We start from the raw sequence: 22,509 nt of genomic DNA on the forward strand, positions 1-22,509 counted from the left end.
ATTAAAAGAAAGAAGATGTGAAATGATTAAATCATTTAGATATTTAAAACCATACATATGGTCCGTCATCTTAATCTTAATTCTAGTAAGTATAAGAGCATATTTTAACCTAATCATCCCGCAATTAATCGGGTTTATTTTAAATGACATGCTCAGTCAAACTTTAACGGAAGCAGAAAAAATATCATCGATTATCACAAATTCGATATGGATGTTTGTATCAACAGTGGTTGGTATTGGTGTCATTATCTTATCTGGATATTTTGAATCTAAAACTGCAACAGCTTATGGAAAAAGTTTAAGAGAAGCATTATACAACAAGGTTCAACAATTTTCCATGAATGAAATGGATAAATTTACCACCTCATCCTTAATTACCAGAACGACAAATGATATTCAATCCTTACAAGGATCTGTAGCAATGTTACTTAGAATGGCTATCATGGCACCAATTATGGCTGTTGGTAGTTTAATTATGGCCTATGAAACAAGTCCTGAGATTTCAACAGTATTGATCTTTACGATTTTAATGGTCATTGGTTCACTTGGTACAATCTTTTTAATAGCAATGCCTAAGTTTAAATTAATTCAACGTTTAGTTGATAAGATGAACTTAGTGACTAGAGAAAACCTTTCTGGTTTACGTGTTGTACGTGCATTTAATACACAAAATGTTCAAATTGAAAAATCGAAAAAAGTTGCTAAAGAATCGATGGACAGAAACATCTTTGTTAATAGATTGTTTACAGCAATGTGGCCAACACTTGGCTTCATTATGCAATTAACGACTGTTGGAATGTATTTTGTTGCAGTGTACTTTGGATTTATAAAACCAGGATCAACCTTAGAACCTGGAGATTTATCAACACTTGTTCAATATGGAACATCCACCGTCATGAGTTTCATGAACATTACTATGATCTTTATTATGATTCCAAGAGCTTCAATTTCTGCAAGACGTATTATGGATGTTATTGATTCAGATGTTTTAATTCAAAATCCATATCAACCTGTTGAATTAGATGATGTCAAAGGGGAAATCACTTTTGACAATGTCTCATTCTATTATCCTGGATCTGATGAACCAGTTTTAAGAAACATTAATTTTACTGCTAAACCTGGAGAGGTAACCGCATTTATCGGTTCAACAGGTTCAGGTAAATCAACATTAATTAATTTGGTTCCTAGATTTTATGATCCAACTGAAGGTAGAATTACCGTCGATGGCATTGATTTAAAAACAGTTACTCAAGAAGCATATTTAAAATATATTGGTTATGTACCTCAAAAGGGTAACCTATTTAAAGGAACGATTAAATCAAATATTGGTTTTGGTCAAGAAACTTTAAATGAAGCAGTTATTGAACAAGCAGCAAGAATTGCACAAGCTGCTGACTTTATTAATAAGTTTGAGTATGGATATGATTCACCAATTACCCAAGGTGGTACAAACGTTTCCGGTGGTCAACGCCAAAGATTATCGATTGCAAGAGCGATCGCTAAACAACCAAAAATTTATATCTTTGATGATTCATTCTCAGCACTTGATTATAAAACTGACCAACGATTAAGAAAAGCATTAGCAGATGAAGTTAAGGATGCAACAGTCTTAATTGTTGCACAACGTATTAACACAATCAGAAATGCTGATCAAATTGTTGTCTTAGATAAAGGTGAAGTTGTTGGTATAGGAAACCATGATGATTTAATGAAATCATGTGCGGTATACCAAGAAATTGCTGAATCACAATTAAGTAAGGAGGAACTCGCACGATGAATAGAGGCGGACACTTCAAAGTACCTCAAAAAGCAACAAACTTTTGGGGCACGCTAAAGAGATTGATTTCTTACTTAAATAAAGATGCATATGTTATGATTATTTCTGCAATTCTTGCAAGTATTGCAGCATTACTTTCTGTTTTCACACCATTTGTTGCAGGTAAGGTTCTAACCTCACTTACTGAAATTTGGCAAGGCAATAGCGGAGTTATTTCAGTCGTTCCTGGTTATGAGATGGACTTTTATGGACTCCTGATCCTAACACTTGGTTCTGCACTCATAACATCTGCACTTAATTACACACAAGGTTATATCTTAATTGGTATTACACAAAAATTAACCTATAAAATGCGTAGTGATTTAGCAGTTAAAATCAATCAATTACCACTTAATTTCTTTGACAAATATAAATTTGGTGATGTCTTATCACGTGTTACAAATGACGTTGATACCATTAACCAAACCTTAACTCAAAGTTTATCAGATATGTTTAGATCATTTACATTGATCTTCGCAATTCTGATTATTATGTTCGTTATGAACTGGCAACTTGCACTTATTACAACGCTCTGTACATTGATTTCTCTTTGGGTTGCAGGACGTTTTGTTAAAATTTCTCAAAAATACTTTATTCAAGCTGCACAAAACAGTGGTGATATGAATGGACATGTTGAAGAAGTTTATCATGGACACCAAGTTGTTAAAGTATTCAATCACCAAGCAAAAGCAAAAGCTGAATTTACAGAAATCAACGAAAGAATTTATCAAACTAGCTGGAAATCACAATTCATCTCATCGATTATGATTCCAGTACAATTCTTTTTCTCAAACCTTTCATATATTGGTATTGCCGCGATCGGTGGTTACCTCTTAATGAAAGGTGAACTAGAAATTGGATTCATTATGTCATATATTATGTATGCAAGACTTGTTGCTGCACCGGTTCAATCCATTGGGCAATCAGCAACTGTACTGCAACAAACAGCTGCATCTGCAGAACGTATTTTCTTCCTACTTGATGCGAAAGCAGAAGAGGATGAATCTCACAAACCCAAGATGTTAGAAAAAGTTAAAGGACATGTTACATTTAAAGATGTTCACTTTAGTTACGTACCTGAAACACCAGTTATCCAAGGTTTCAGTGCGGATATTAAACCTGGTCAAATGGTTGCGATTGTTGGACCAACCGGTGCAGGTAAAACTACCATTGTAAATCTTTTAATGCGTTTCTATGAAATTAATCGTGGTGAAATCTTAATTGATGGTGTAAACATTAAAGATATGAAACGAGAAGAAGTTAGAGATTATTTTGGTATGGTATTACAAGATACTTGGATCTTTGAAGGTACAATCTTAGAAAACATTAAATACGGTAGTGAAAATGCGACATTTGAAGATGTTGAACGCGCTGCGATTGCTGCACAAACACATCATTTCATTCACTCATTACCTGATAACTACAACTTCATGTTAAGTGAAGATGGTCTAAATATCTCTGCAGGTCAACGTCAGTTAATTACAATCAGCCGTGCGATGTTAAGAGATAATCCAATGTTGATTTTAGATGAAGCAACATCATCTGTTGATACCCGTACAGAAATCCTCATTCAAAAAGCTATGGATGAGTTAATGAAAGGTCGTACAGCATTTGTTATTGCACACAGATTATCAACAATTAAAAACGCAGATATTATCTTTGTTATGCGAAATGGTAACATCGTTGAACAAGGAAATCATGAAGAATTGTTAAAACAAAATGGGTATTATGCCGAACTTTACAATTCTCAATTTGATGAATAAAATATACTTTACTTTCAGTAATGTTTCAGTTATAATAAAACGTGCTGAAAGAAAGTGTCCGAATAGCTCAGCTGGATAGAGCAATAGCCTTCTAAGCTATCGGTCGGGGGTTCGAATCCCTCTTCGGACGCCATTTAGTAAATAATTTATGCCACCCTTAAGGGGGGCATTTTTTTATTTAGTATGTTTTAAAACTAAAAATAAAATGTTATAATGAAATTAGACAAAACAAAAATATAATAAATTAAACATAAAGAAGTATTATAGACTTTAATATAAAGTTTAATTGTTTTTGTAAGTCAAAATGAATTTTCGTGGGAAAATTAAAAAATTAAAAGGGGACATTAAATGAACTATCAAAAAGCAGCAAAACATTTATTAACACAAGCATTTAAAGATAATCGCTTTAAAGGGATGGATAGATGGTTACAAGTAATTATTAAAATTGGATTAATTCCATTATACATAATGACATTCTTTTCATTAGCTTGGTACTACGTAATTTTATTCTTCTATAGTGGTCTAACAGCTCCAGTAGAATACCTTCATAGAATTATTAAAGATGAAGCAAAGGATGTTAAACATGCAACTCAATTTGCAATATATTGGATAGCATTCCCGTTTGTTTTCTTCTTATATGTTCTTAAGTCAATGGCTTCAATAATGTTTTATTTCTTATGGTTTAGTCTAATGTTATGCGTTTATCTTGTAACATTAGGTGGAGTTAGATTCCAACCATTCTTAACAGATGTAACATTTGAAGAAGAAAATTATGATTTAATTAAAAAACCTGGTTTAGTTGGTACTATGGTATTTACAGGAATACTTTATTTCTTTTATCTATTATTCTTAGTGGGAGTAATTGTTCCTCAAATTATGCCTATTGGCTTATTTGGAATGCAAATAATGTTACTAATTGTTAATCCTATAGTGTTTAGAAAAAAACCAGTAACAAACCCATTTGATTCAGAAGATCTAATTTAATTTAAATAATATAAAAGAGTAAGTAATGTAAAATCTCCCCCCCGAAATTACAATAAAAACTTACTCTTTTTGACTATAGTAATACTTATCATTATAATATTCCTAAATCAATACTGGTATACGGGAATATGGAAAATGAAATAACAAATGAAGTTGATATTGATATAGTTAGAAAAAACTTAAATATTATCAGGTATAATAATAAAGATTTAATTATCATGACTTATAATGAAATTCTTGAAAGAATTGATCTAATATTAAAAACCGAAAAATAGTGTTTATTATCAAGATATTAATGTGTAGCAAAATCAACACATCAAGTGGAAAATTTGTAGCATTTCATTTACAGCAAGACATAATTAAAAATTGAAAACTACCTCCACGGTAGTTTTTTATTTTTCTCCATATGTTTTATTAAATAATTGATATAATAAAGTTAAACAACACGATATGACTTAAGGGGATAAAAACAGGTAACATACATAAAAACTATGTATTTTTATTCTATTCATCAATTTAAAAAACTTGGGGAGGTTTTAATGATGAAATGTATTAAATGCGGATATGAAATGAAGAAGATTTCGACTTTTTGTCCTGATTGTGGATGGGATCAGAGAAAAGATCCAATTGTAGACGTAAAAAATGATTTCGTGAAAGAACCAATTGAACAATCTATCAAAGAAGAAATTGAAATCATAGAAATAAAACAAGAAGTGATTGAAACAAAAACTAAACCAATCATGATAAAGAATCAAGATCGTTACCTAATCATTAATCATTTATATGGGTTAAGATTGAATCAATTGATGGTCTATGATTTATATAAGCGTCACAAAAAATTTCAATCGATTTTAAACGATGTGTATAGAATCAAAAAACTTCAATTAGAACATAATGTTAAAGTAGCAGGTTTATTCAAAGAATTAAAACAAACATATAATAGAGAAATTTTAGATAAAACGACTGATTCTATTTTTCCATCTCATGAGATAAATAATTCCAGTAATTCATTAAGCAGTGAAAGTGCGTATCAATCACCATTTAAATATAAAGCTCAAAAGAACGTTAAAATCATATCGATTATATTAGCTCTCGTATTGGCATTTATTGGTTTATTCGTTGCTTTAATTACGTTTGCCTATGTAACGGGTAGAATCAATTCATTTTCATATTTTGAACTCGATCGATATTTAGACAATCCAGATGATCAAATGAATATTGTTGGGCAATTTATTATTACTGGTAGTTTGATTTCAATATATATTTTCTATAAAATATTTCAAGCCTTACTTTTGCCTAGGTTATATAAAGGTGGTGGACATAAAAATTATGGAACTTGGTATTTGAACCTTAGAAGATTTAATCAACAAATGATTGAAAAAAGGTTAAAAACAGATGAAGATTTCCAATTGTATCTCATGATAGATATAGAATCTAAAAGAAAAAACTTTTCTAAAGGTAAGAAATATTCAGAAAGTAAAATTAGAAAACTTGCAAAGAAAAACAAACTTGAGAAGTATCCATATAATTTTGACGCTCAATTCAGTAAGATTATATTAGATTATGAACTAGAGCATGATTTGAAAAGGGTTGTAAAAGATGCTAGGGATGATTTAGAAAGCATTAACCAAAAAACAGCTTTAATTTACAGTTTAGAAACTACAATTCTTGATACGATTCAAATTTATAAAACAGAAATTAAAGAGATGTATAAAAAAATTGAAGATACATATAAAGAAATCCTACATCCAACAGATTGGGAAAGTGTGGATACAATTATCTTCTATCTTGAAACTGGAAGAGCTGAAAATCTAAAAGAAGCTTTAATTCTTTTACAACACAGACAAAATGCTGAAATGATTGCAGATGTGATACGTCAATCTGCTGAATACATAAGTCAACAGCTTTCAATTAAAATTAATCAACTAGAAAATAATATTTTAGATGCACTTGAAGAACAACGCGCTTATATTTCAAATCGATTTGATGAAATCGATGGTAGAATAACTGAAATGTTTTATGCTTTTTCTTACATTGAACAATCTGTTGAAGAAGCAGGAAGAACAGTTGCTGCCTCAGTACATTCAGCATCTATAGATATTAATCAACATTTGACACAACTCGCATATTCAAACAGTGAATCATCAAAAGAAATTGTATCAGCTGTTAGATCTGTACAATAAAAAAAGTGGTAACCGCAATGGTTACCACTTTTGATTTATAAATTAATTTTGATATGCAAGTTGTTGTTTCTTAGTTTTTAAAGTTGCTAGTTTTCTAATGCCGTTGGCACTAAAGTGAACTAGACTTGCAACAAATGTAAATCCAAATACATATACGATTAAGAAGACAACATGTGGGACAACCGGTTCAATTAAGGATAGTACTGGAATTTCTGTACCAAATCTATGATTAATAAAGAACATATTGAATGTACCTTCCATACCAGAAAGGTTAAAGATCGTGTTCATTCCATAAGCAATTGCAGATAATGTTACAAATGTGATAACACCTCTTACAAACATTTTCATATCCATTTTATTTCGAACTAGTAATGCAACACCGATTGCACCAATGAGTCCATGGTGAACCATTGTTTGAATGTTGATACCAACAAGACTGATAAATACAGAAGATGGATAAGCCATAACTGCTAATCCTGCGAATGTGCCATAAGTTGCAAGGAATGCAACAATATAACTATCTAAGGTTTTATTTCTAGAAAGACCTAAAACCAAGAAGAGATACATTGGTGTTGAGCAAAATTGGAATGGGAATGCATACCATTGATAATAACCTGCTTGATATGTGAAGATCCATTGTTTGTAAATTTCACATACAACCATGACGATACCAGCAATGAGAATCGTTCTTTTAAATTGCTTATCAGTCGCTTTTTTGAATTTAACAATAAGATACACAATAACTGCAACTAAAACTAGAAGTGATACATAATGAAACCAAGAAGTTTCAAATGGTGAATACGCAACGGGTGTTGGCATAGTCGACTCGAAAAAATCAATAATACCTTGCATTTTTGTCTCCTTTGACATTTGACAATCAATCAGCAATTAAAGTGAATATAAAAAACCTATATAGACCAGATATATATTAATAATATATATACTTGCATTATGACTGTATTTTATATGATTGTTTAATCGTCAAAGTTTGGAGGTTTTTATGTGAAAAAAACACAAACTAACGCATATATTGTATCAAAAATTTAGAATATTTCGATTTAGAAGCAATAATTAAGTAAGAAAAAGCACATTTTAGTATGATAATTAGGATGTTTCACATCGGAGGAATGGTATTATGTTTGATAATTACATAATTGATAGTTGGCAAAAAGGTGTTTTATATATCACTGCGATTGCTGTATTATCATTAATATTTTTAACAGGGAAATTAAAATGGAAATTTAGTTTCAAAGTATTGCTTGCAATGGGATTAGGTTTAATTGTTGGTTTTTTATTTGGAGGCACAAAAACAATTATTGATGGCAAAGAAGCAAGCATCATCGCAACAATTCGTCCAATAGGACAGCTTTATACAAGATTAATTCAAATGATTGTTGTACCATTAGTTTTAACTGCAGTTATTAAATCTTTTACATCATTAGAAACTACAGATAAACTAAAAACTATTGGTTTAAAAACACTTTTTTGGTTACTTGCAACAACAACTGTTGCAGCAGCAATCGGATTCTTCTATGCATCAATCACTGGTCTTGGTAATGCATTCGAACCAATTGGTGAATATACAAAAACAATTACACCAATTGAAAAAGCAATTTTAGATTTCTTCCCAACAAATGTGGTTTCAGCAATGGGTGGAAGTGTTGTGATGCCAGTGATCACTTTTGCATTATTTGTCTCAATTGCAGTGATTGTTGAAAATAAGAGACATAAAGAAAGAACTCAACCATTTATTGATTTTAATAATTCATTAAATACAATCATGACTAGAATTACTAGGTTTGTTATGAAATTAACACCTTATGCAGTTTTCTCATTCATGGCTTATGCAGTTGGTAGAAGTGATTTTGATTCAATTATGCAACTTGGTTTCTATATTTTAATTATGTATGCTGCGATGTTAACACATTTTGTTTTTATACAAATGGGTTCATTAGCAATAAATGGAATTAATCCATTCAAGTTCATTCAGAAATTCTCGCCTGCAATGTTCGTAGCGTTTACTACTCAAAGTAGTTATGGCACATTACCAGTTACTATGGAATCACTAACTAAACGTGTTGGTGTATCTGATCGAGTTGCAAATTTTGTTGGACCTTTAAGTGCAAATGTAGGTATGAATGCATGCGGTGGAATTTTCCCTGCTGTTGTTGCAGTATTAACAGCAAATGCTTATAATATTCCATTTGGACCATGGGAATTCATTTTATTACTCATTGTGACAACTGTTTCAGCAATTGGTATTGCTGGTGTTCCAGGGATTGCAACTATCGCAGCAGCAGTTGTATTATCTTCATTAGGACTTCCAATTGAAGGTATCGCATTAATTATTGCGGTTGATCCACTTGTTGATATGGGTCGTACACTCATTAACGTTATCGGTGGTGGTGTCGCTGCTACAATCGTTGCAAAACGTGAAAAAGAACTTGATTATGAAATGTTAAATAGTCAAGATACACAAGCTTTAAACGAATAATAAACTTTAAGACCAGAGAATTTCTCTGGTCTTTTTATTTATGTAATTTTTAATCACCAACAATATATTAGATTCTACTTCCCAAATAATGGAGAAACAGACTTTGTTATCATATTTAATGATAATATTAGATACTTTATTATTCCTATTCTCGTATTAGCAGGTATTGACTTTGCCAATGATTTATATAAGATGACACTAGGCAGAAAAACTCAATTAACTGTTGCAATTACAACAGCTAATTCACTTTTACAAATTCTTTTATTACAAGTCATCTTGACAACAAAAGCAATTATCAATCCTGAATTTTTCGCAAAACTTGCAGATATTTTCGAAACAGACCTATCAACAGTAATGAGTAACTATGAACTTGCATTACCTGCAATTCATGCCACTATGTTATTTGTTTGTGTGATTGTATTAACTGCACAACTCATTGAATTTTTTGAAGTGAGAAAATTATCCAGAGCATAAAAATAAGGACTTCAGCAGAAGTCCTTATATTTTTTAATCATTAATTTTAACTGCGATACCTAAAGCTTCAGGTCCAGTATGGATTGCTAAAGCTGGAGTGATATTTGAAACTTCTATGTTTCTTACCTTAGGTAATGCTTCTTTAATTTGATTTTGAAGCTTTTCTAAATCAAGTTTAGAATCTGCATTCATTAAGCTCAAGTCATAAGAAGATGCATCACCTACGAACTCTGAAACTAAATTAATTAATTGTTTAACAGCTTGTTCATAACCACGTTGTTTTTTAACACTATAGTAGACTCCATCTTCATTACATGTAATCACTGGTTTAATTTTTAATAGGTCAGCAATGGTTGCTGAAACTAAACCAATTCTACCACCACGTTTTAAGTAAATCAGTTTATCAACTGTAAAGAAAACTTTCTTTAATGTTAATCTCGTATTGATTGCATCAACAATTTCTGAATAAGATTTACCTTGTTCAATCATTTCAAGTGCTTCAATAGAAGAATATCCACTTGCCATCGAAATGTTTTTAGTATCGATAATGCTAATTTCTAAGCCTTCATAGTCTTCAACAATCGTTCTAATGACATTCATCGTACCACTTAAACCTTTAGAAATTGGAATGACGATAACATGTGTGAATCCATCTGCTTTAATTTGATCAAGTGTTGATTCAATGTCTTTTGGACTAGGCAGAGAAGTTGTTACTTTATGTGTATCTAGTTTGCTTAAAACCTCAGTTAATGAAATTTCTTTCTTATCAATATATTCAACACCATCGATGACGATTCTAAGTGGCAGAATATAAAGCGGAGATCCTTTTTTAAAATTATTGATGTCAGACCCTGAGTCTGCAAGGATTGCTATTTTTTGCACGTATTTTCTCCTTTTATTTTTTTATTTTCGAGAATAAGTATCTCGATAACATGCTGGATGCGAACGCAATTGTCGCGGTTTTTAACGGTAGAAGGTCAATTGATACAGCCTTTTCATAGAAAGTTCCATCTGGTTTTTCAAGTAATTCATTTTTAACTGAGTGAAGTGATGTTTCCAAAAAATCAATAAAAGTATCAAATGCTTGTTCTTTTCCTAATACGGTTCTCAAGTGTGTAATGCCACCATGCACATCTTTTAAATTACCAACTTGTTTCAGTATTGTAATTGTAAAGATGAATGCGATATGTGCTTGATAATATTTTTTCTTCACAGGAGGCACCATGATTTTATGTTTAACATAATTATTAATCATAGAAGCAGTGACAAAAAAATCTTCAGGTTCTTTACTATCTAAGAAAATTGAACTTAAGTGCTCATTGACATAGTATAAAACTTGTTCAAAATAAAGACCTATGTTTGGTAAGTCATCCCATCTAGGAAGTTTTAACTGATCGATTTTATCAATCCATGATTTAATTTCTAAATCCATAATTACCTCCATCTAGTAATTGAAACTAGATTAACACGTTTTTAAAACAATTTCCATGTATTTGCAATAATTCATTGAATTATGTACTTATTCAAATAATGTTATAATTTTTATATAGATGATATCTAATATTTTGATTTATATTTAAAGCATTAAAAAAATTAGCAAAGGTGAAATAATAAATGTTAATTCTACACATTTCAATATTTATATGTATGATTGGTTTTTTACTTTATATGCAATTTGGAAAATTTAAAAAGATAGAAGGTAAAATATCACATTTAAATCAACGTGTAGAAAATGCACTGAGTCTTTATCCTGAAGAAACCACAAAGTCTGCTAAAAAACTTGAAATTATTAATGTTATAATTTGTTTCCTGCTTATGATGGTTTTGTATATACTTCCTGGTATCTTGGACTATTTTATTAAACCAGATGATTCATATACCTATTTAGAACTTGATCGACAAGCATGGCCATTGATTTCTGTGATGTTTTTAATGATTGGCATTATCGGTTTAACTTTTTATCCAATTTATTCAAAAAAATATTTAGTAAGAAAATGTACGATTAAAAGTAAAAATAAGCAGGTTATTAACACATATCGCTTGAGTGAATTAGCTAAAGAAATCAACACATTATATTGGTTGGCATTTGTTACAGTAATGCTATGTTATCCAATATACATTATGGGGTTAAATCAAAAGGCTTACTATAATTCAAATGAAATATTTATACAAGATGTGTTTGATGCTGAACCAAAAATTTATACGTATAGTGATTTGATTGATGTAAAGCGAGTTTTCAACTATAACTACCAAGGTAATGTTTCATCTGTTTCTTATATATTAGTTTTTGATGGACATGAAGAAGATATTCTATTTGGAGATAACTGGAATCAAACACTAGAAATACATTTATGGTTAACTCAATTAAAACCAGAATTATTCGATGATCATATAGAGATTACACCTGCGATGAAAACATACATCGATAAAAAGATAGAAGCATATCAAAATGCATTGTACATTATCTTTAATTAGGCAATCTCATGTAAATTGTAAGTGATTATTTTATGGTAAAATCTTAATGAAAATCTCAGAGGTGATTGTACTTTATGAAAAAGCTTCTTAATCTGTTCTTATTAAGTTTTATATTAATAGGTTGTAACAATAAATTTTCGGATACAGAATTTGATTCAAGATTATTTTCAGATATAGAAATAGTAGAAGAAATGTTAGCGTCAAATGCTTTTTTTGCATATAAAACTGAAAAGTTTGGTACAGAATTTGTTCAAGAAATCTATATTTGGGATAATCAATTAAGAATCGATTTGCACACTGATTTATCTGTAATATATGAAAGATTAGAATCAGAACCAGCAATTAAATCAGTATCATTTGAAAATTATGAGATGTTTATTGAAGGGAGTTTAATTGATATTCCTTATAGTTCAGAACTCTCTCGTGAAGTTTTTCATTTAATGTTTCCAAGAAACTTTAATGTGGAGCAGTTATTATTTAAAAATAGAATTATTGGAATGATTGTACGCTTAGAAACTTTAGAGGAATTTGGAGATACAGAAGTCATCGTTTTAGAAACCAAAACAACCGTTTCAATGCGCACTAAAAATTTAGAAACAGAAACTATTTATTATTTTGATGGTAGTGAACACTCTATGTTATGGAATGATTAAATTCCAAGAAAGAATATCCTATGAAACTTGTTAAATTAACGAAAGAAAATTACCCACTTGTCGTTGAGATGATGGATGAGTGGACAAATGTAGAAAAAGATATTACACCATGGGCAATTGTTAGAAGTGATTATCATGATTTTGAAAACTACAAAGTCAGTTTAGAAAATGGATTTAAACCAATTGATGAGTCGACTTTCTTTTTATATGATGAAGTTGAAAACATCATGCTTGGGGCAATTAATATTCGACATGATTTAAGTGAATTGATGCTCTTAAAGACTGGACATATTGGTTATGGCATTCGACCAAACATGCGTGGAAAAGGTTACGGGACAACTCAACTAAATATGTCACTCATTGAATCTAAAAAATTAGGACTTAGTAAAGTGTTACTTATATGTGACCCGAATAATCTAGCATCTAAACATACCATTATTGCATGTGGTGGCGTATTTGAAAATGAAATCACATATAATGAATATCAATACCAAAGATATTGGATTACATTGTAAATGGAAATCATAAATGTATTAGATGTTAAAACTAAAGAAGATTTTAGAAGTTGGTTACAACAAAACTATAAAACTGAAAAAGCATGTTTTGTTGCGCTTTCTAGAAAAAAAGATAGTGATAAAATCTATTACATTGATGCAGTTTATGAAGCGCTTTGTTTTGGGTGGATTGATTCAACACTTATGCCTATAGATGGTCAAAGTTATCAAAGATTCTCACCACGCTCTAAAAATAGTCCTTGGACTGAACTCAATAAAGCACGTGTTAGAAAATTAAGAGAACTTGGATTGATGACAGAAGAAGGATTAAAAGTTGTTCCAGGTTTAGATGATCCGTTCATAATTGATGTTGATATCATTGAAGCGATAAAAAGTGATGATGAAACATATCAAAACTTTTTAAAATTACCTGAACTTTATATAAGAGTCCGAATTGATAACATTCAAAGAATAAGAAAAGATCAAGTAACTTTCCAGAAAAGACTCAATAAATTTTTAGAAAATACAAAACAAAATATCATCTTTGGTGATTGGCACGATGATGGTAAATTATTATAATCAATTAAAGTAAACCACCTAAAATTAGCTGGTTTTTATATATTTAACTGAAAAATCACCAAAAATATTACATATTAAAGGTTAATATAATATTAAATTAATAAAACATAAGGTAAAAAGATGAAGAAAATTTCATTTTTGATGAGTTTAGTTAGCTTTCTTTTTTACTTACAGTATGTGAACAAATTCCAAGTAATTCTAATAAACCAGACCCTACTGAGGAAATTATTATAACAATTTATCATATCTACCTACATTGACACTTTATACAAAATGGGAAAACATTGAAGCATAAAAAAACCACCGCTATTGGTGGTATTTTTTAATCTTTATTTTGTAAAAGCACACACTTCAAAATGATGATCATCTAAATCCTTGAAGGTTCTAATATACATGAAGTCATAAATATCTGGTTTAGAGATTTCCCCACCAAATTGTTTAACTTTATCACAGATTCTATCAACATCTTCTTTAGTTTCAACTTCAAACGTGAAGAGTGCTTCATTTGCGTGTTTTGAATTTGTTAGTTCTTTCTTCGTGAAACCTTTAAATTTATCTGGAGTCATCAGCATGATATATAAATTTTCACCAGCTTTTAAGCATGAGTTCGAATCATCTGAAAATTCCTTAACTAATTCTAAACCTAAACCAACAAAAAAAGCTCTTGATTTTTGCACATCATTTGTAGCTAAATTAATGAAAACACCTTTTGCATTCATAATAAAACCTCCAATTTAATATATCCTTATTCTATTACTATGGGATATATCATGCACAGTATTTACATTTCTATTATTTATAAATAAGTCATTTAGTGATATACTCTAAATATATTTAGAGGTATCTATATGGTTTATGATAGATTAAAGGAAGCATTTGATATTGTGGGTTGTATCGATGCAGATAGATATTTAAAGAAGAAGTTTGATGCAAATCTTATTGGATACGAATCCATTTTTGTTGTTGGACTTGGATATCCAAATGTTTATCTTAAACAAGAAAAAGATAAACTTTTAGCCTCTATGTATACATATGGATATGATTATCATGATGTCATCAAAACACTGATGCATGAATCACTTAAAGATTTAGATATAGAATATAAAGTTTTAGTTGATAATCATACCATCAGTGAACGTAAATGTTTAGAAATGACTGGACTTGCTTTTCATGGTAAAAACAACTTAATGATCAATAAAGATTTAGGTAGTTATTTCTTTATCGGTTTAGTTTTAACCAAAGAAAAATTTCCTGAAGTGATTGAAGAAAATACACTTTCTTGTGGAGAATGCGATATTTGTATCAAAGCATGCCCAGTTGGTGCCTTAACTGATGGTTTTGATTGGGATAAGTGTATGAGTGGATATAATCAAGAAAAACGTTCTTTAACCGATTATGAAATTGAAAAGAACATGTACTTACTTGGTTGTGATATATGTCAACGTGTGTGTCCATTTAATAAAGGCGTTCAATCAGATCATGTTGAAGCCTTTAGAGCAAAACCTACAGCTTATGTGATTATCCAGGATTTATTTGATTTAACAAATAAAGAATTTATGGCTAAGTACGGAAAACATGCATATACGTGGCGAGGTAAAACAATTCTATTAAGAAATGCACTTACTTTATTACTTAGACAAAAAAATCCAAAATATAACGAAGATATTAAAAAGACATTGAATGATCCAAAATATCCGGAATGGTATAAAAAGGATGCGTCAAATATTTTAGAGAAATTAGATAAATTTGAAATATAACTACCTGAACACAGGTAGTTTTTATTTAACAATTTATTATCAAAAAAAATTCTGATTTCAACTATTAAGTGACCATTCACACGGTTATTTTTTTTATGCAATCTTTCTTTGAAAAAACCGAATCTTAAGTATAATAGGTATACGAATGGAGGGCTGGAAATGACAAACTTTACTTATCCTGCTAACTGTGGCAATTCTCCTAAATTACTTAGAGTAATCGAAATTGTGGATCGATACTTTAAAGGTATGCCAATTGATTTCGAAAGTTACTTTGAACCAACATGTATCATTGAAGTTACAAAAGAGATTATTTTTGGTGGTATTGAACAAATTAGAGAAAGTACTTCAAAGTTTAATTCGAAATTATCAAGTGTTGAGTTTATAGATTTGTTGTCTCATGGTAATTTAGTTTCAGTGTTTGGGAAATTAGAACTAAATGATTTAACTTACGAGTTTGGGTTACTAGCTAGATACAAAGGTCATAAATCAGGTTCTAAATTAAGTTATGTTAAACTATATTTAGTTAAATGAAAGGAAGATTGAAATGACAATTGAAGTATGGAGTGATTTTGTATGTCCGTTTTGTTATATTGGGAAAAGAAAATTAGAAAAGGCACTCAGTCAATTTTCAAGAAAAAATGAAGTTAAAGTCATTTTTAAAGCATATGAACTGAATCCTAATGCACCAAAACATAATGATAAAGTTGGATATGAAGCATTCGCTTCATTAAAAGGTGTATCTCTTGCAGAAGCAAAACGCATGAATGATTATGTCACACAAATGGCTGCAGATTATGATCTTTTCTATCAAATGGATAAAGCGCATTTAACTTCAAGTTTTGATGCACATCGTTTAGCTAAATGGGCAAGAACTTACAATAAAGAAAAAGCTTTAACAGAAAAGTTTATGGATGCATATTTTACCAAGGGTGAAAATCTTGCTGATTACAGCACTTTAGCTAAACTTGTAGGTGAAGTCGGACTGAATACCGATGAAGCTTTAAATGTACTTAATAATGGTGACTTTGAAGATGTTGTTGAAGAAGAAATCGGAATGGCTGAAAGTTTTGGAATTCGTGGTGTACCATTCTTTGTCTTTAATAGAAAATATGCAATATCTGGTGCGCAACCGGATTCACAATTCCTTCTAGCTTTAAATAAAATGGCAGAAGATACACCAAAATTTGAATCCTTAGACACAGATGAAGAAATGTTATGTACAGATGAAGGGTGCGAGATTTAATGCTTGCATCCTTTTTTTATCTCTAGAAATGGATTATCATTGTATAATAAATTTAACGATTCATTACTATTTATAAAAGGAAACCATTCATATGAAGAAAGTTAATTTATTTTTCACTGCAATGATTTTGTTTTTGCTTGTTGCATGTACTGAAAAAAGTTATGCATATGTCATTGATAAATCTAATTATCAAGACTTTATTAAAGTTATTGTAACAACTTATAATTTTGAACTTAAAATTGAAGTCTCTGCTAGAGATGAGTTTATGATTGATGATCTAGAATTAGATTTAAGCGTTAATTTAAAAAGTGACTTCTTCGGTAATAGTACAAGAAATTATCACATTACATTTACAAATGCTAAAGAAGAAATCATCATTGAAAGTACTTTAGCTAATTATCAATCACATACTGTGAATGTATTATTTGGTGTGGTAAGTTCTGAGACATATCAAAATGATGCTTTAATAGAATCACAAAAGACATTACTTGATTTGTTTTACCAAACAAAACCATTTAGAGATGCGAATAATTCTAAAATGGTGATGGAATTAGATTCATCAGTAATGGAAATGTCTACAACGACGATTCTACAAAAAGAACCTTTTTATCTTGCATCATTTATGTATGATCAAGCAGTCATTGTAGAATCAATTGACGATACAATCATTGAACGTACATTTGATTTCATTGAAGGAAATAATCAAAATAAAGTCTTTTATCAGTACATCAATGATTATAGTGAAATGAATCCCAAAGTAATTGATTATTTAATTCAACAAAATTCATTCTCTCTACTTGGCTTTACTACTAACTTGGAGTACTCATATCAAAATAATCAATTTATTATTAAAGGAGACATTAGAAATCTTTTAAATGAGATGATCGATGATCCCGATATGATTGAAATGATTGAATCTATGTTTAAAGAAACAGGCATCGAATTTAAAATAACTGTTTCAAACACGTTAAAAATAGAAATAATGATGGATTTTGATGTTATAGATATAAATATCAATATGACATATGACAAAGGTTATAGCGAAAAATTTGATACGACTAAATATATTGAATTTACATATTTAGAACAATTTGCTAAATTACTTGAATTGGGTAAAGAATATGATTCTGAATTAATTGTTTCAGGTATTGGTAGTGTATTTCAAATTGAGGTACCAGTTGAAGGTCAATATGAAATTACGATGCCTATGAATTTAAATCACTCGATTTCAGGTAATCATAGATTTGATGAAATTACTGAAGATCTTGAAAATAATACCTTTACATATACATATACATTTTTTGGTGAAGATAAATTTTACATGAATGTTGCAAGTTTTTATGAGTATTATGTATTTGGTTACTTTAAAATTGAAAAAGTACAATAAATGATAAAATATATTTAAGTATTTTTTAGATGAATTTGTTAACTTTTGATAGGGTTGACAATAAAGATGAATTCATCTATAATCTATGCGTTATCAAAGAAGGTATATATGAAAACTTTAGAATTAAAGCATATTGAATTAAATATTAAATTAAATACAAAAGATGAAATTTTTGATTTTCTAGCAACTAAAATGTATTCACTCGCTAGAATTACAAGCATTGATGATTTTGAAAAAGCATTATTAAAACGTGAAAAAGAAATTACAACAGGTATTGGGGAAGGGATTGCAATCCCGCATACTAAAGATATCTCTGTTTTATTCCCAACACTTTTATATTTAAGACTGGATAAACCTATTGATTATGATGCACTCGATAAACTTCCTGTGACAGATATCTTTTTAATCGCAATGCCTAACTCTTATCAAAAAGAACATTTAGAAATGTTAAGTAAGATTGCAACTATGCTCCTTGAAAAGAAAGAAGCACTGTTAAAACTTACAGATAAGCAAGAAATTTTTGATTTAATCAATACATCGATCAAATAACAAATAAGGAACTTTCAAGGTTCCTTTTCTTTTTAGTCTGTCGATGTGTTAAAATAAATTTGAGGTACTTATGAGAATAGATTTTTGGTTTGATTTTAATAAAGATTCTTATCAAACATTGATAAATTTGAATGATGCATTAGATAGTTTCAGACATCAAGCAGATGTCTCTGTTTTTTATCGTTCAAGTGTAAAGGATGAAAAGAATTTCTATCTTCATGCAATCTACCACTACGGTCGTAAAAAAGAACTTGATAAAAGTTTTATGATTAAACTTTTTGAACTTGCAATACTTGAAAAAAGTAAAGAAGAAATCATAGCGGTTCTTTCAGTGACTTATCAATTAAATCTAAAAGATTTATCTTTAGCACCACTTGATGAAAAATACAAAAAGATTGTTTTAAATCAAATGGAACATGCAGCATTAAATAAAATAAATATCACACCAACGTTAACTTTTAGTCATGGTTTAAGACTAACTGGTTTAAATAACAAAGATGAGATTAAAAATGTACTCATTGCTATGTATGAAAAAGAGATGGGAATTGAGTATTGTGACTCTGGAGATTGTGAAAGATGATGTGATATGCATCTTTTTTTGTATTATTCATTAAATAATTTTCTTTTGTGGTATACTTAACAAGGTTTAAAAAACAAATTTATTGTAAAAAGGATTATTATGTCGATTTTATTTCAAGATTTTCAAATTAGAACTTCAACTAAAGAAGCATTAGCTGCTTTAGGATTTGATGTTCCAACCCCTATTCAAGAAAAAGCTATTCCTGTAATTTTAGAAGGTTTAGATATTATTGGTCAAGCACAAACTGGGACTGGGAAGACTTTTGCGTATGCAATTCCAATGGTGGAACGCATCGATCCAAAAGTCAACAAAATTCAAGGGTTGATTTTAACACCAACCAGAGAATTAAGTATGCAAGTTTACAAAGAGATTTTAAAACTTATTAAATTCTATCCAAGTTTAAAAGCTACAACAATTGTTGGTGGTGAATCTTATGACCGTCAATTTAGAGCTTTAAGTCAAAATCCACACATCATTGTTGGTACACCAGGTCGTATCATTGACCATATCAACCGTGCGACAGTTGATTTTTCACACTTATCTATGCTTGCATTAGATGAAGCTGATGAAATGTTAAAAATGGGTTTCCAAGAAGACTTAGAAACTATTTTAAAAACTACACCAACATCACGTCAAACTGTTTTATTTTCAGCAACCATGCCACCGTTTATTAAAAAGATTGCTAAGGTTTATCAAAAGGACCCACAATCAATTAAAATTGAAGCGGAAAGTTTAACTGTTGAAAACATTGAACAATCATACTTTATTGTTAAAGATGATGATAAAGCTAAATTACTTAAGCGTTTAATTGATTTAGAAAATCCTAAATCAGCAATCATTTTCTGTAATACAAAAGCAGATGTTGATAGAATTGCTTTAGCGCTACAAGATGAAAGATATAATGTCGATAGTTTACATGGTGATTTAAAACAATCACAACGTAACTATGTTATGTCTCGTTTCCGTAACAAACAACTTGCAATCTTAATTGCAACCGATGTTGCTGCACGTGGTCTTGATGTTTCTGATGTTGAAGTTGTCATCAACTATGACTTACCACAACAAGATGAAGTGTATGTCCATAGAATTGGTCGTACAGGACGTGCAGGTAAGAAAGGTAAAGCTTATTCATTCGTAACACCACGTAAACAAAGAAACTTAAAGATGTTAGAAGTGTTTACAGGTAAAGAAATTAAGAAATTAGCTATTCCTGATCAAGATGCAATCTATCTAGAAAGATTAAAACGTTTCAAACATGATTTAAAGATTTCAATTAAAAAAGAAGTGCCTAATCATGTGTTATTGCTTTCTGATTTCATCAATGATGAAGAAACATTAAAACAATTAATTAATCATTTATTAGATAATTCAATGCCTAAGATGAAGACTTACGATGATATCGAAGTTATCCAAGATAAAAAAGATAGAAATCGTCGTGAAGAAAGAGCGATGCCTGGTCAATCAGGTAGAACGGGTTATGACACATTTATGATCACACTTGGTCGTAAGGATGGTTTAAATCCACAAGGCTTATTTAAAGTCTTAGAAAAAGAATATGGTATCTATTCAAAACATGTTGGTGATATCAAACATATGAATAATGAAACCATCTTCGACTTAAAGAAAGATACTGCACACAGATTAAAACTAGGTAAAGTATTTAAACATCAAGGTAAAAATGTTAAAGTTTCCGCTTATCATAAGAAGTAATCAATCTTAAAATAGGGGGGGGGTAATTTGAGTAGAGTCATTCTGTACTTGGCAATGTCACTTGATGGTTATATTGCTGATAAAAATGAAGGATATAGTTTTTTAGAAAATTATTCTGATCCTGAGGTCTATGATTTTGATTGTTTTATGAACCAAATTGGAACGATTATTATGGAGCGAGTAAGTTATCAGCAAATGTTAGAAAATTATGAAACATGGCCTTATAAGAATTACAAAACGTACGTTTACACAAAACAAACAGATTTAGTTGATCCTAATGTAGAATTTATTCAAAAAGACCCAAAAGTCTTATTGGATGAAATCAAACAAAATGAAACTAAAGATATCTGGTTATTTGGTGGTTCTCAAATTATTGATCTCTTTATTAAAGAGAACCTTGTTGATGCATATTGGATTTATTATGTACTAGAAGTTTTAGGGAAGGGTATTCCTTTATTCAAAAGACCACTACTTGATCAATTAGAAGTAGAGTCAACTAAAACTTATGGTCAAATTGTTGAGATTAAATTAAAACCAAAAAAAAATAAAACCACTTTCGAGAGTGGTTTTTTTATCATCAATTATTGTCTTGCTACAATTCTTAATTGAAACGTTATGTTTTTACCTGAAATTGCATGAAATGCTTCCTCATCTTCAGGTTCAATTAATCTAACTTCAACCGTGATTTTCTCTAAATCTTCATCAATTTCAATATGATTTTCAACGATTGTAATTGATACAAGATTTGAATATAAGTCACTATCACCAATTTGAATATTTAAAGCTTCAGCGGTTAATGTAATATTTTGGTTTTTTAATTCTGAAACATCAATTGAGTAAGTTAAAGTGACAACCTCAGTTTGTCCTTTAAAAATTGCATAACCTTCAGGAACTAATTTTTCATTCGTTGATGTTGAAGGTGTTACATTTAATATAATGGATTGATTTTTATATGAAAGTTTATTTTCACTTATACGTTGGGTTGATTGATGATCATCAAATGCTTTGAATCCAAAAGCAATTGACCCTGCAATAATGGTAAGGATTACCATTATACTGAATATTTTTCTCATGATTGATACCTCATCTTTAAAAATGAGGGCGACGAAATAATTTAATCTTTTTCCAACAAAAAAAGACTACTTTGAAGTTGCAACTGGCTGCCATTTCGTTTAGGCCCTATAGCTTTGCGTCCTTACGTTTCCGTAAGTTTGCCGATTTATCAGAAGCTTGTCTTCTGTCTTTAATAACATAATCCTACAGCCCGATTATATCATTATTATCAAGCGTTTTCATGAAAAAACGATAAATCTGATAATTATGGGAAAAAAATGTTGATTGCAAGGTAATAATTTGGTTCTTATAAAT

General features: G+C 30.0%; 23 protein-coding genes, 1 tRNA gene and 1 riboswitch. Of the genes, 19 read left to right on the forward strand and 5 right to left on the reverse strand.

Going from position 1 to position 22,509, the window contains the following annotated elements; translation table 11 throughout:
• Window positions 1-22: 22 nt before the first annotated feature.
• From JV173_RS00940 to JV173_RS00960, 5 genes are all read left to right on the forward strand, one after another.
• Complete coding sequence (locus tag JV173_RS00940; RefSeq protein ID WP_205734417.1) at window positions 23-1,777, forward strand: ABC transporter ATP-binding protein; 1,755 nt, start codon at window positions 23-25, stop codon at window positions 1,775-1,777.
• Window positions 1,774-3,579, forward strand: a complete 1,806-nt coding sequence (locus tag JV173_RS00945) for an ABC transporter ATP-binding protein (protein ID WP_205734418.1) — start codon at window positions 1,774-1,776, stop codon at window positions 3,577-3,579. Before JV173_RS00940 ends, JV173_RS00945 begins: the two co-directional genes overlap by 4 nt.
• 56 nt (window positions 3,580-3,635) lie before the next feature.
• Window positions 3,636-3,712 (forward strand) — tRNA-Arg (locus JV173_RS00950).
• 215 nt (window positions 3,713-3,927) lie between these two features.
• The gene (locus JV173_RS00955) at window positions 3,928-4,563 is read left to right on the forward strand and encodes a hypothetical protein (RefSeq protein WP_205734419.1); all 636 of its coding nucleotides are present in this window, start codon (window positions 3,928-3,930) and stop codon (window positions 4,561-4,563) included.
• A 539-nt stretch (window positions 4,564-5,102) separates the two neighbouring features.
• Complete coding sequence (locus JV173_RS00960; protein WP_205734420.1) at window positions 5,103-6,746, forward strand: zinc ribbon domain-containing protein; 1,644 nt, start codon at window positions 5,103-5,105, stop codon at window positions 6,744-6,746.
• Window positions 6,747-6,788: 42 nt separating this feature from the next.
• Here the strand turns inward: JV173_RS00960 and JV173_RS00965 are convergent, their stop codons facing one another.
• Window positions 6,789-7,565, reverse strand: a complete 777-nt coding sequence (locus JV173_RS00965) for a TMEM164 family acyltransferase (RefSeq protein WP_205734421.1) — start codon at window positions 7,563-7,565, stop codon at window positions 6,789-6,791.
• 316 nt (window positions 7,566-7,881) lie between these two features.
• Here JV173_RS00965 and JV173_RS00970 point away from each other — a divergent pair, with 316 nt between their 5' ends.
• Window positions 7,882-9,240: a dicarboxylate/amino acid:cation symporter gene (locus JV173_RS00970; protein WP_205734422.1), complete on the forward strand. Its 1,359-nt coding sequence runs from the start codon at window positions 7,882-7,884 to the stop codon at window positions 9,238-9,240.
• Window positions 9,241-9,432: 192 nt separating this feature from the next.
• Window positions 9,433-9,714 (forward strand): hypothetical protein, encoded by a 282-nt coding sequence (locus tag JV173_RS00975; RefSeq protein WP_205734423.1) that lies wholly within the window; start codon window positions 9,433-9,435, stop codon window positions 9,712-9,714.
• Between the two features lie 33 nt (window positions 9,715-9,747).
• On the opposite strand, the gene JV173_RS00980 is transcribed toward JV173_RS00975, so the two are convergent.
• Both JV173_RS00980 and JV173_RS00985 read right to left on the reverse strand, forming a co-directional pair.
• The gene (locus JV173_RS00980; protein ID WP_205734424.1) at window positions 9,748-10,596 is read right to left on the reverse strand and encodes a DegV family protein; all 849 of its coding nucleotides are present in this window, start codon (window positions 10,594-10,596) and stop codon (window positions 9,748-9,750) included.
• A 13-nt stretch (window positions 10,597-10,609) separates the two neighbouring features.
• The gene (locus JV173_RS00985; RefSeq protein ID WP_205734425.1) at window positions 10,610-11,146 is read right to left on the reverse strand and encodes a DUF1836 domain-containing protein; all 537 of its coding nucleotides are present in this window, start codon (window positions 11,144-11,146) and stop codon (window positions 10,610-10,612) included.
• 182 nt (window positions 11,147-11,328) lie between these two features.
• Here JV173_RS00985 and JV173_RS00990 point away from each other — a divergent pair, with 182 nt between their 5' ends.
• The 4 genes from JV173_RS00990 (at window position 11,329) to JV173_RS01005 (ending at window position 13,915) form a co-directional block, all read left to right on the forward strand.
• Window positions 11,329-12,189: a hypothetical protein gene (locus JV173_RS00990; RefSeq protein ID WP_205734426.1), complete on the forward strand. Its 861-nt coding sequence runs from the start codon at window positions 11,329-11,331 to the stop codon at window positions 12,187-12,189.
• 74 nt (window positions 12,190-12,263) lie between these two features.
• Complete coding sequence (locus tag JV173_RS00995) at window positions 12,264-12,842, forward strand: hypothetical protein (protein ID WP_205734427.1); 579 nt, start codon at window positions 12,264-12,266, stop codon at window positions 12,840-12,842.
• A gap of 20 nt (window positions 12,843-12,862) precedes the next feature.
• Entirely contained in the window at window positions 12,863-13,357 is a 495-nt protein-coding gene (locus JV173_RS01000; protein WP_205734428.1) for a GNAT family N-acetyltransferase, read from the forward strand.
• Complete coding sequence (locus JV173_RS01005; RefSeq protein WP_205734429.1) at window positions 13,358-13,915, forward strand: YdeI/OmpD-associated family protein; 558 nt, start codon at window positions 13,358-13,360, stop codon at window positions 13,913-13,915.
• Between the two features lie 329 nt (window positions 13,916-14,244).
• Here the strand turns inward: JV173_RS01005 and JV173_RS01010 are convergent, their stop codons facing one another.
• Window positions 14,245-14,634, reverse strand: a complete 390-nt coding sequence (locus tag JV173_RS01010; RefSeq protein ID WP_205734430.1) for a VOC family protein — start codon at window positions 14,632-14,634, stop codon at window positions 14,245-14,247.
• A 129-nt stretch (window positions 14,635-14,763) separates the two neighbouring features.
• Between JV173_RS01010 and JV173_RS01015 the strand changes: the two genes are divergently transcribed.
• The 8 genes from JV173_RS01015 to JV173_RS01050 all read left to right on the forward strand — a co-directional run bounded on the left by JV173_RS01015 (window position 14,764) and on the right by JV173_RS01050 (window position 21,750).
• Window positions 14,764-15,672, forward strand: a complete 909-nt coding sequence (locus JV173_RS01015) for an epoxyqueuosine reductase (RefSeq protein WP_205734431.1) — start codon at window positions 14,764-14,766, stop codon at window positions 15,670-15,672.
• 159 nt (window positions 15,673-15,831) lie between these two features.
• Entirely contained in the window at window positions 15,832-16,203 is a 372-nt protein-coding gene (locus JV173_RS01020) for a hypothetical protein (RefSeq protein ID WP_205734432.1), read from the forward strand.
• A gap of 13 nt (window positions 16,204-16,216) precedes the next feature.
• Window positions 16,217-16,915 (forward strand): DsbA family oxidoreductase, encoded by a 699-nt coding sequence (locus JV173_RS01025; RefSeq protein WP_205734433.1) that lies wholly within the window; start codon window positions 16,217-16,219, stop codon window positions 16,913-16,915.
• Between the two features lie 91 nt (window positions 16,916-17,006).
• Window positions 17,007-18,302: a hypothetical protein gene (locus tag JV173_RS01030; RefSeq protein ID WP_205734434.1), complete on the forward strand. Its 1,296-nt coding sequence runs from the start codon at window positions 17,007-17,009 to the stop codon at window positions 18,300-18,302.
• 108 nt (window positions 18,303-18,410) lie between these two features.
• On the forward strand, window positions 18,411-18,851 hold the full coding sequence (locus JV173_RS01035) for a PTS sugar transporter subunit IIA (RefSeq protein ID WP_205734435.1): 441 nt from the start codon (window positions 18,411-18,413) through the stop codon (window positions 18,849-18,851).
• A 70-nt stretch (window positions 18,852-18,921) separates the two neighbouring features.
• Entirely contained in the window at window positions 18,922-19,431 is a 510-nt protein-coding gene (locus JV173_RS01040; RefSeq protein WP_205734436.1) for a hypothetical protein, read from the forward strand.
• Between the two features lie 99 nt (window positions 19,432-19,530).
• Window positions 19,531-21,141, forward strand: coding sequence for a DEAD/DEAH box helicase (locus JV173_RS01045; protein WP_205734437.1), 1,611 nt, complete (start codon window positions 19,531-19,533; stop codon window positions 21,139-21,141).
• A gap of 27 nt (window positions 21,142-21,168) precedes the next feature.
• Window positions 21,169-21,750: a dihydrofolate reductase family protein gene (locus tag JV173_RS01050; protein WP_205734438.1), complete on the forward strand. Its 582-nt coding sequence runs from the start codon at window positions 21,169-21,171 to the stop codon at window positions 21,748-21,750.
• On the opposite strand, the gene JV173_RS01055 is transcribed toward JV173_RS01050, so the two are convergent.
• The gene (locus tag JV173_RS01055; RefSeq protein WP_205734439.1) at window positions 21,723-22,214 is read right to left on the reverse strand and encodes a hypothetical protein; all 492 of its coding nucleotides are present in this window, start codon (window positions 22,212-22,214) and stop codon (window positions 21,723-21,725) included. The two genes, JV173_RS01050 and JV173_RS01055, sit on opposite strands and share 28 nt — an antisense overlap.
• A gap of 75 nt (window positions 22,215-22,289) precedes the next feature.
• Window positions 22,290-22,367: riboswitch (cyclic di-GMP riboswitch) on the reverse strand.
• Window positions 22,368-22,509: the final 142 nt, after the last annotated feature.

This window comes from Acholeplasma equirhinis, assembly GCF_017052655.1.
Classification (GTDB): Bacteria; Bacillota_I; Bacilli_A; order Acholeplasmatales; family Acholeplasmataceae; genus Acholeplasma; species Acholeplasma equirhinis.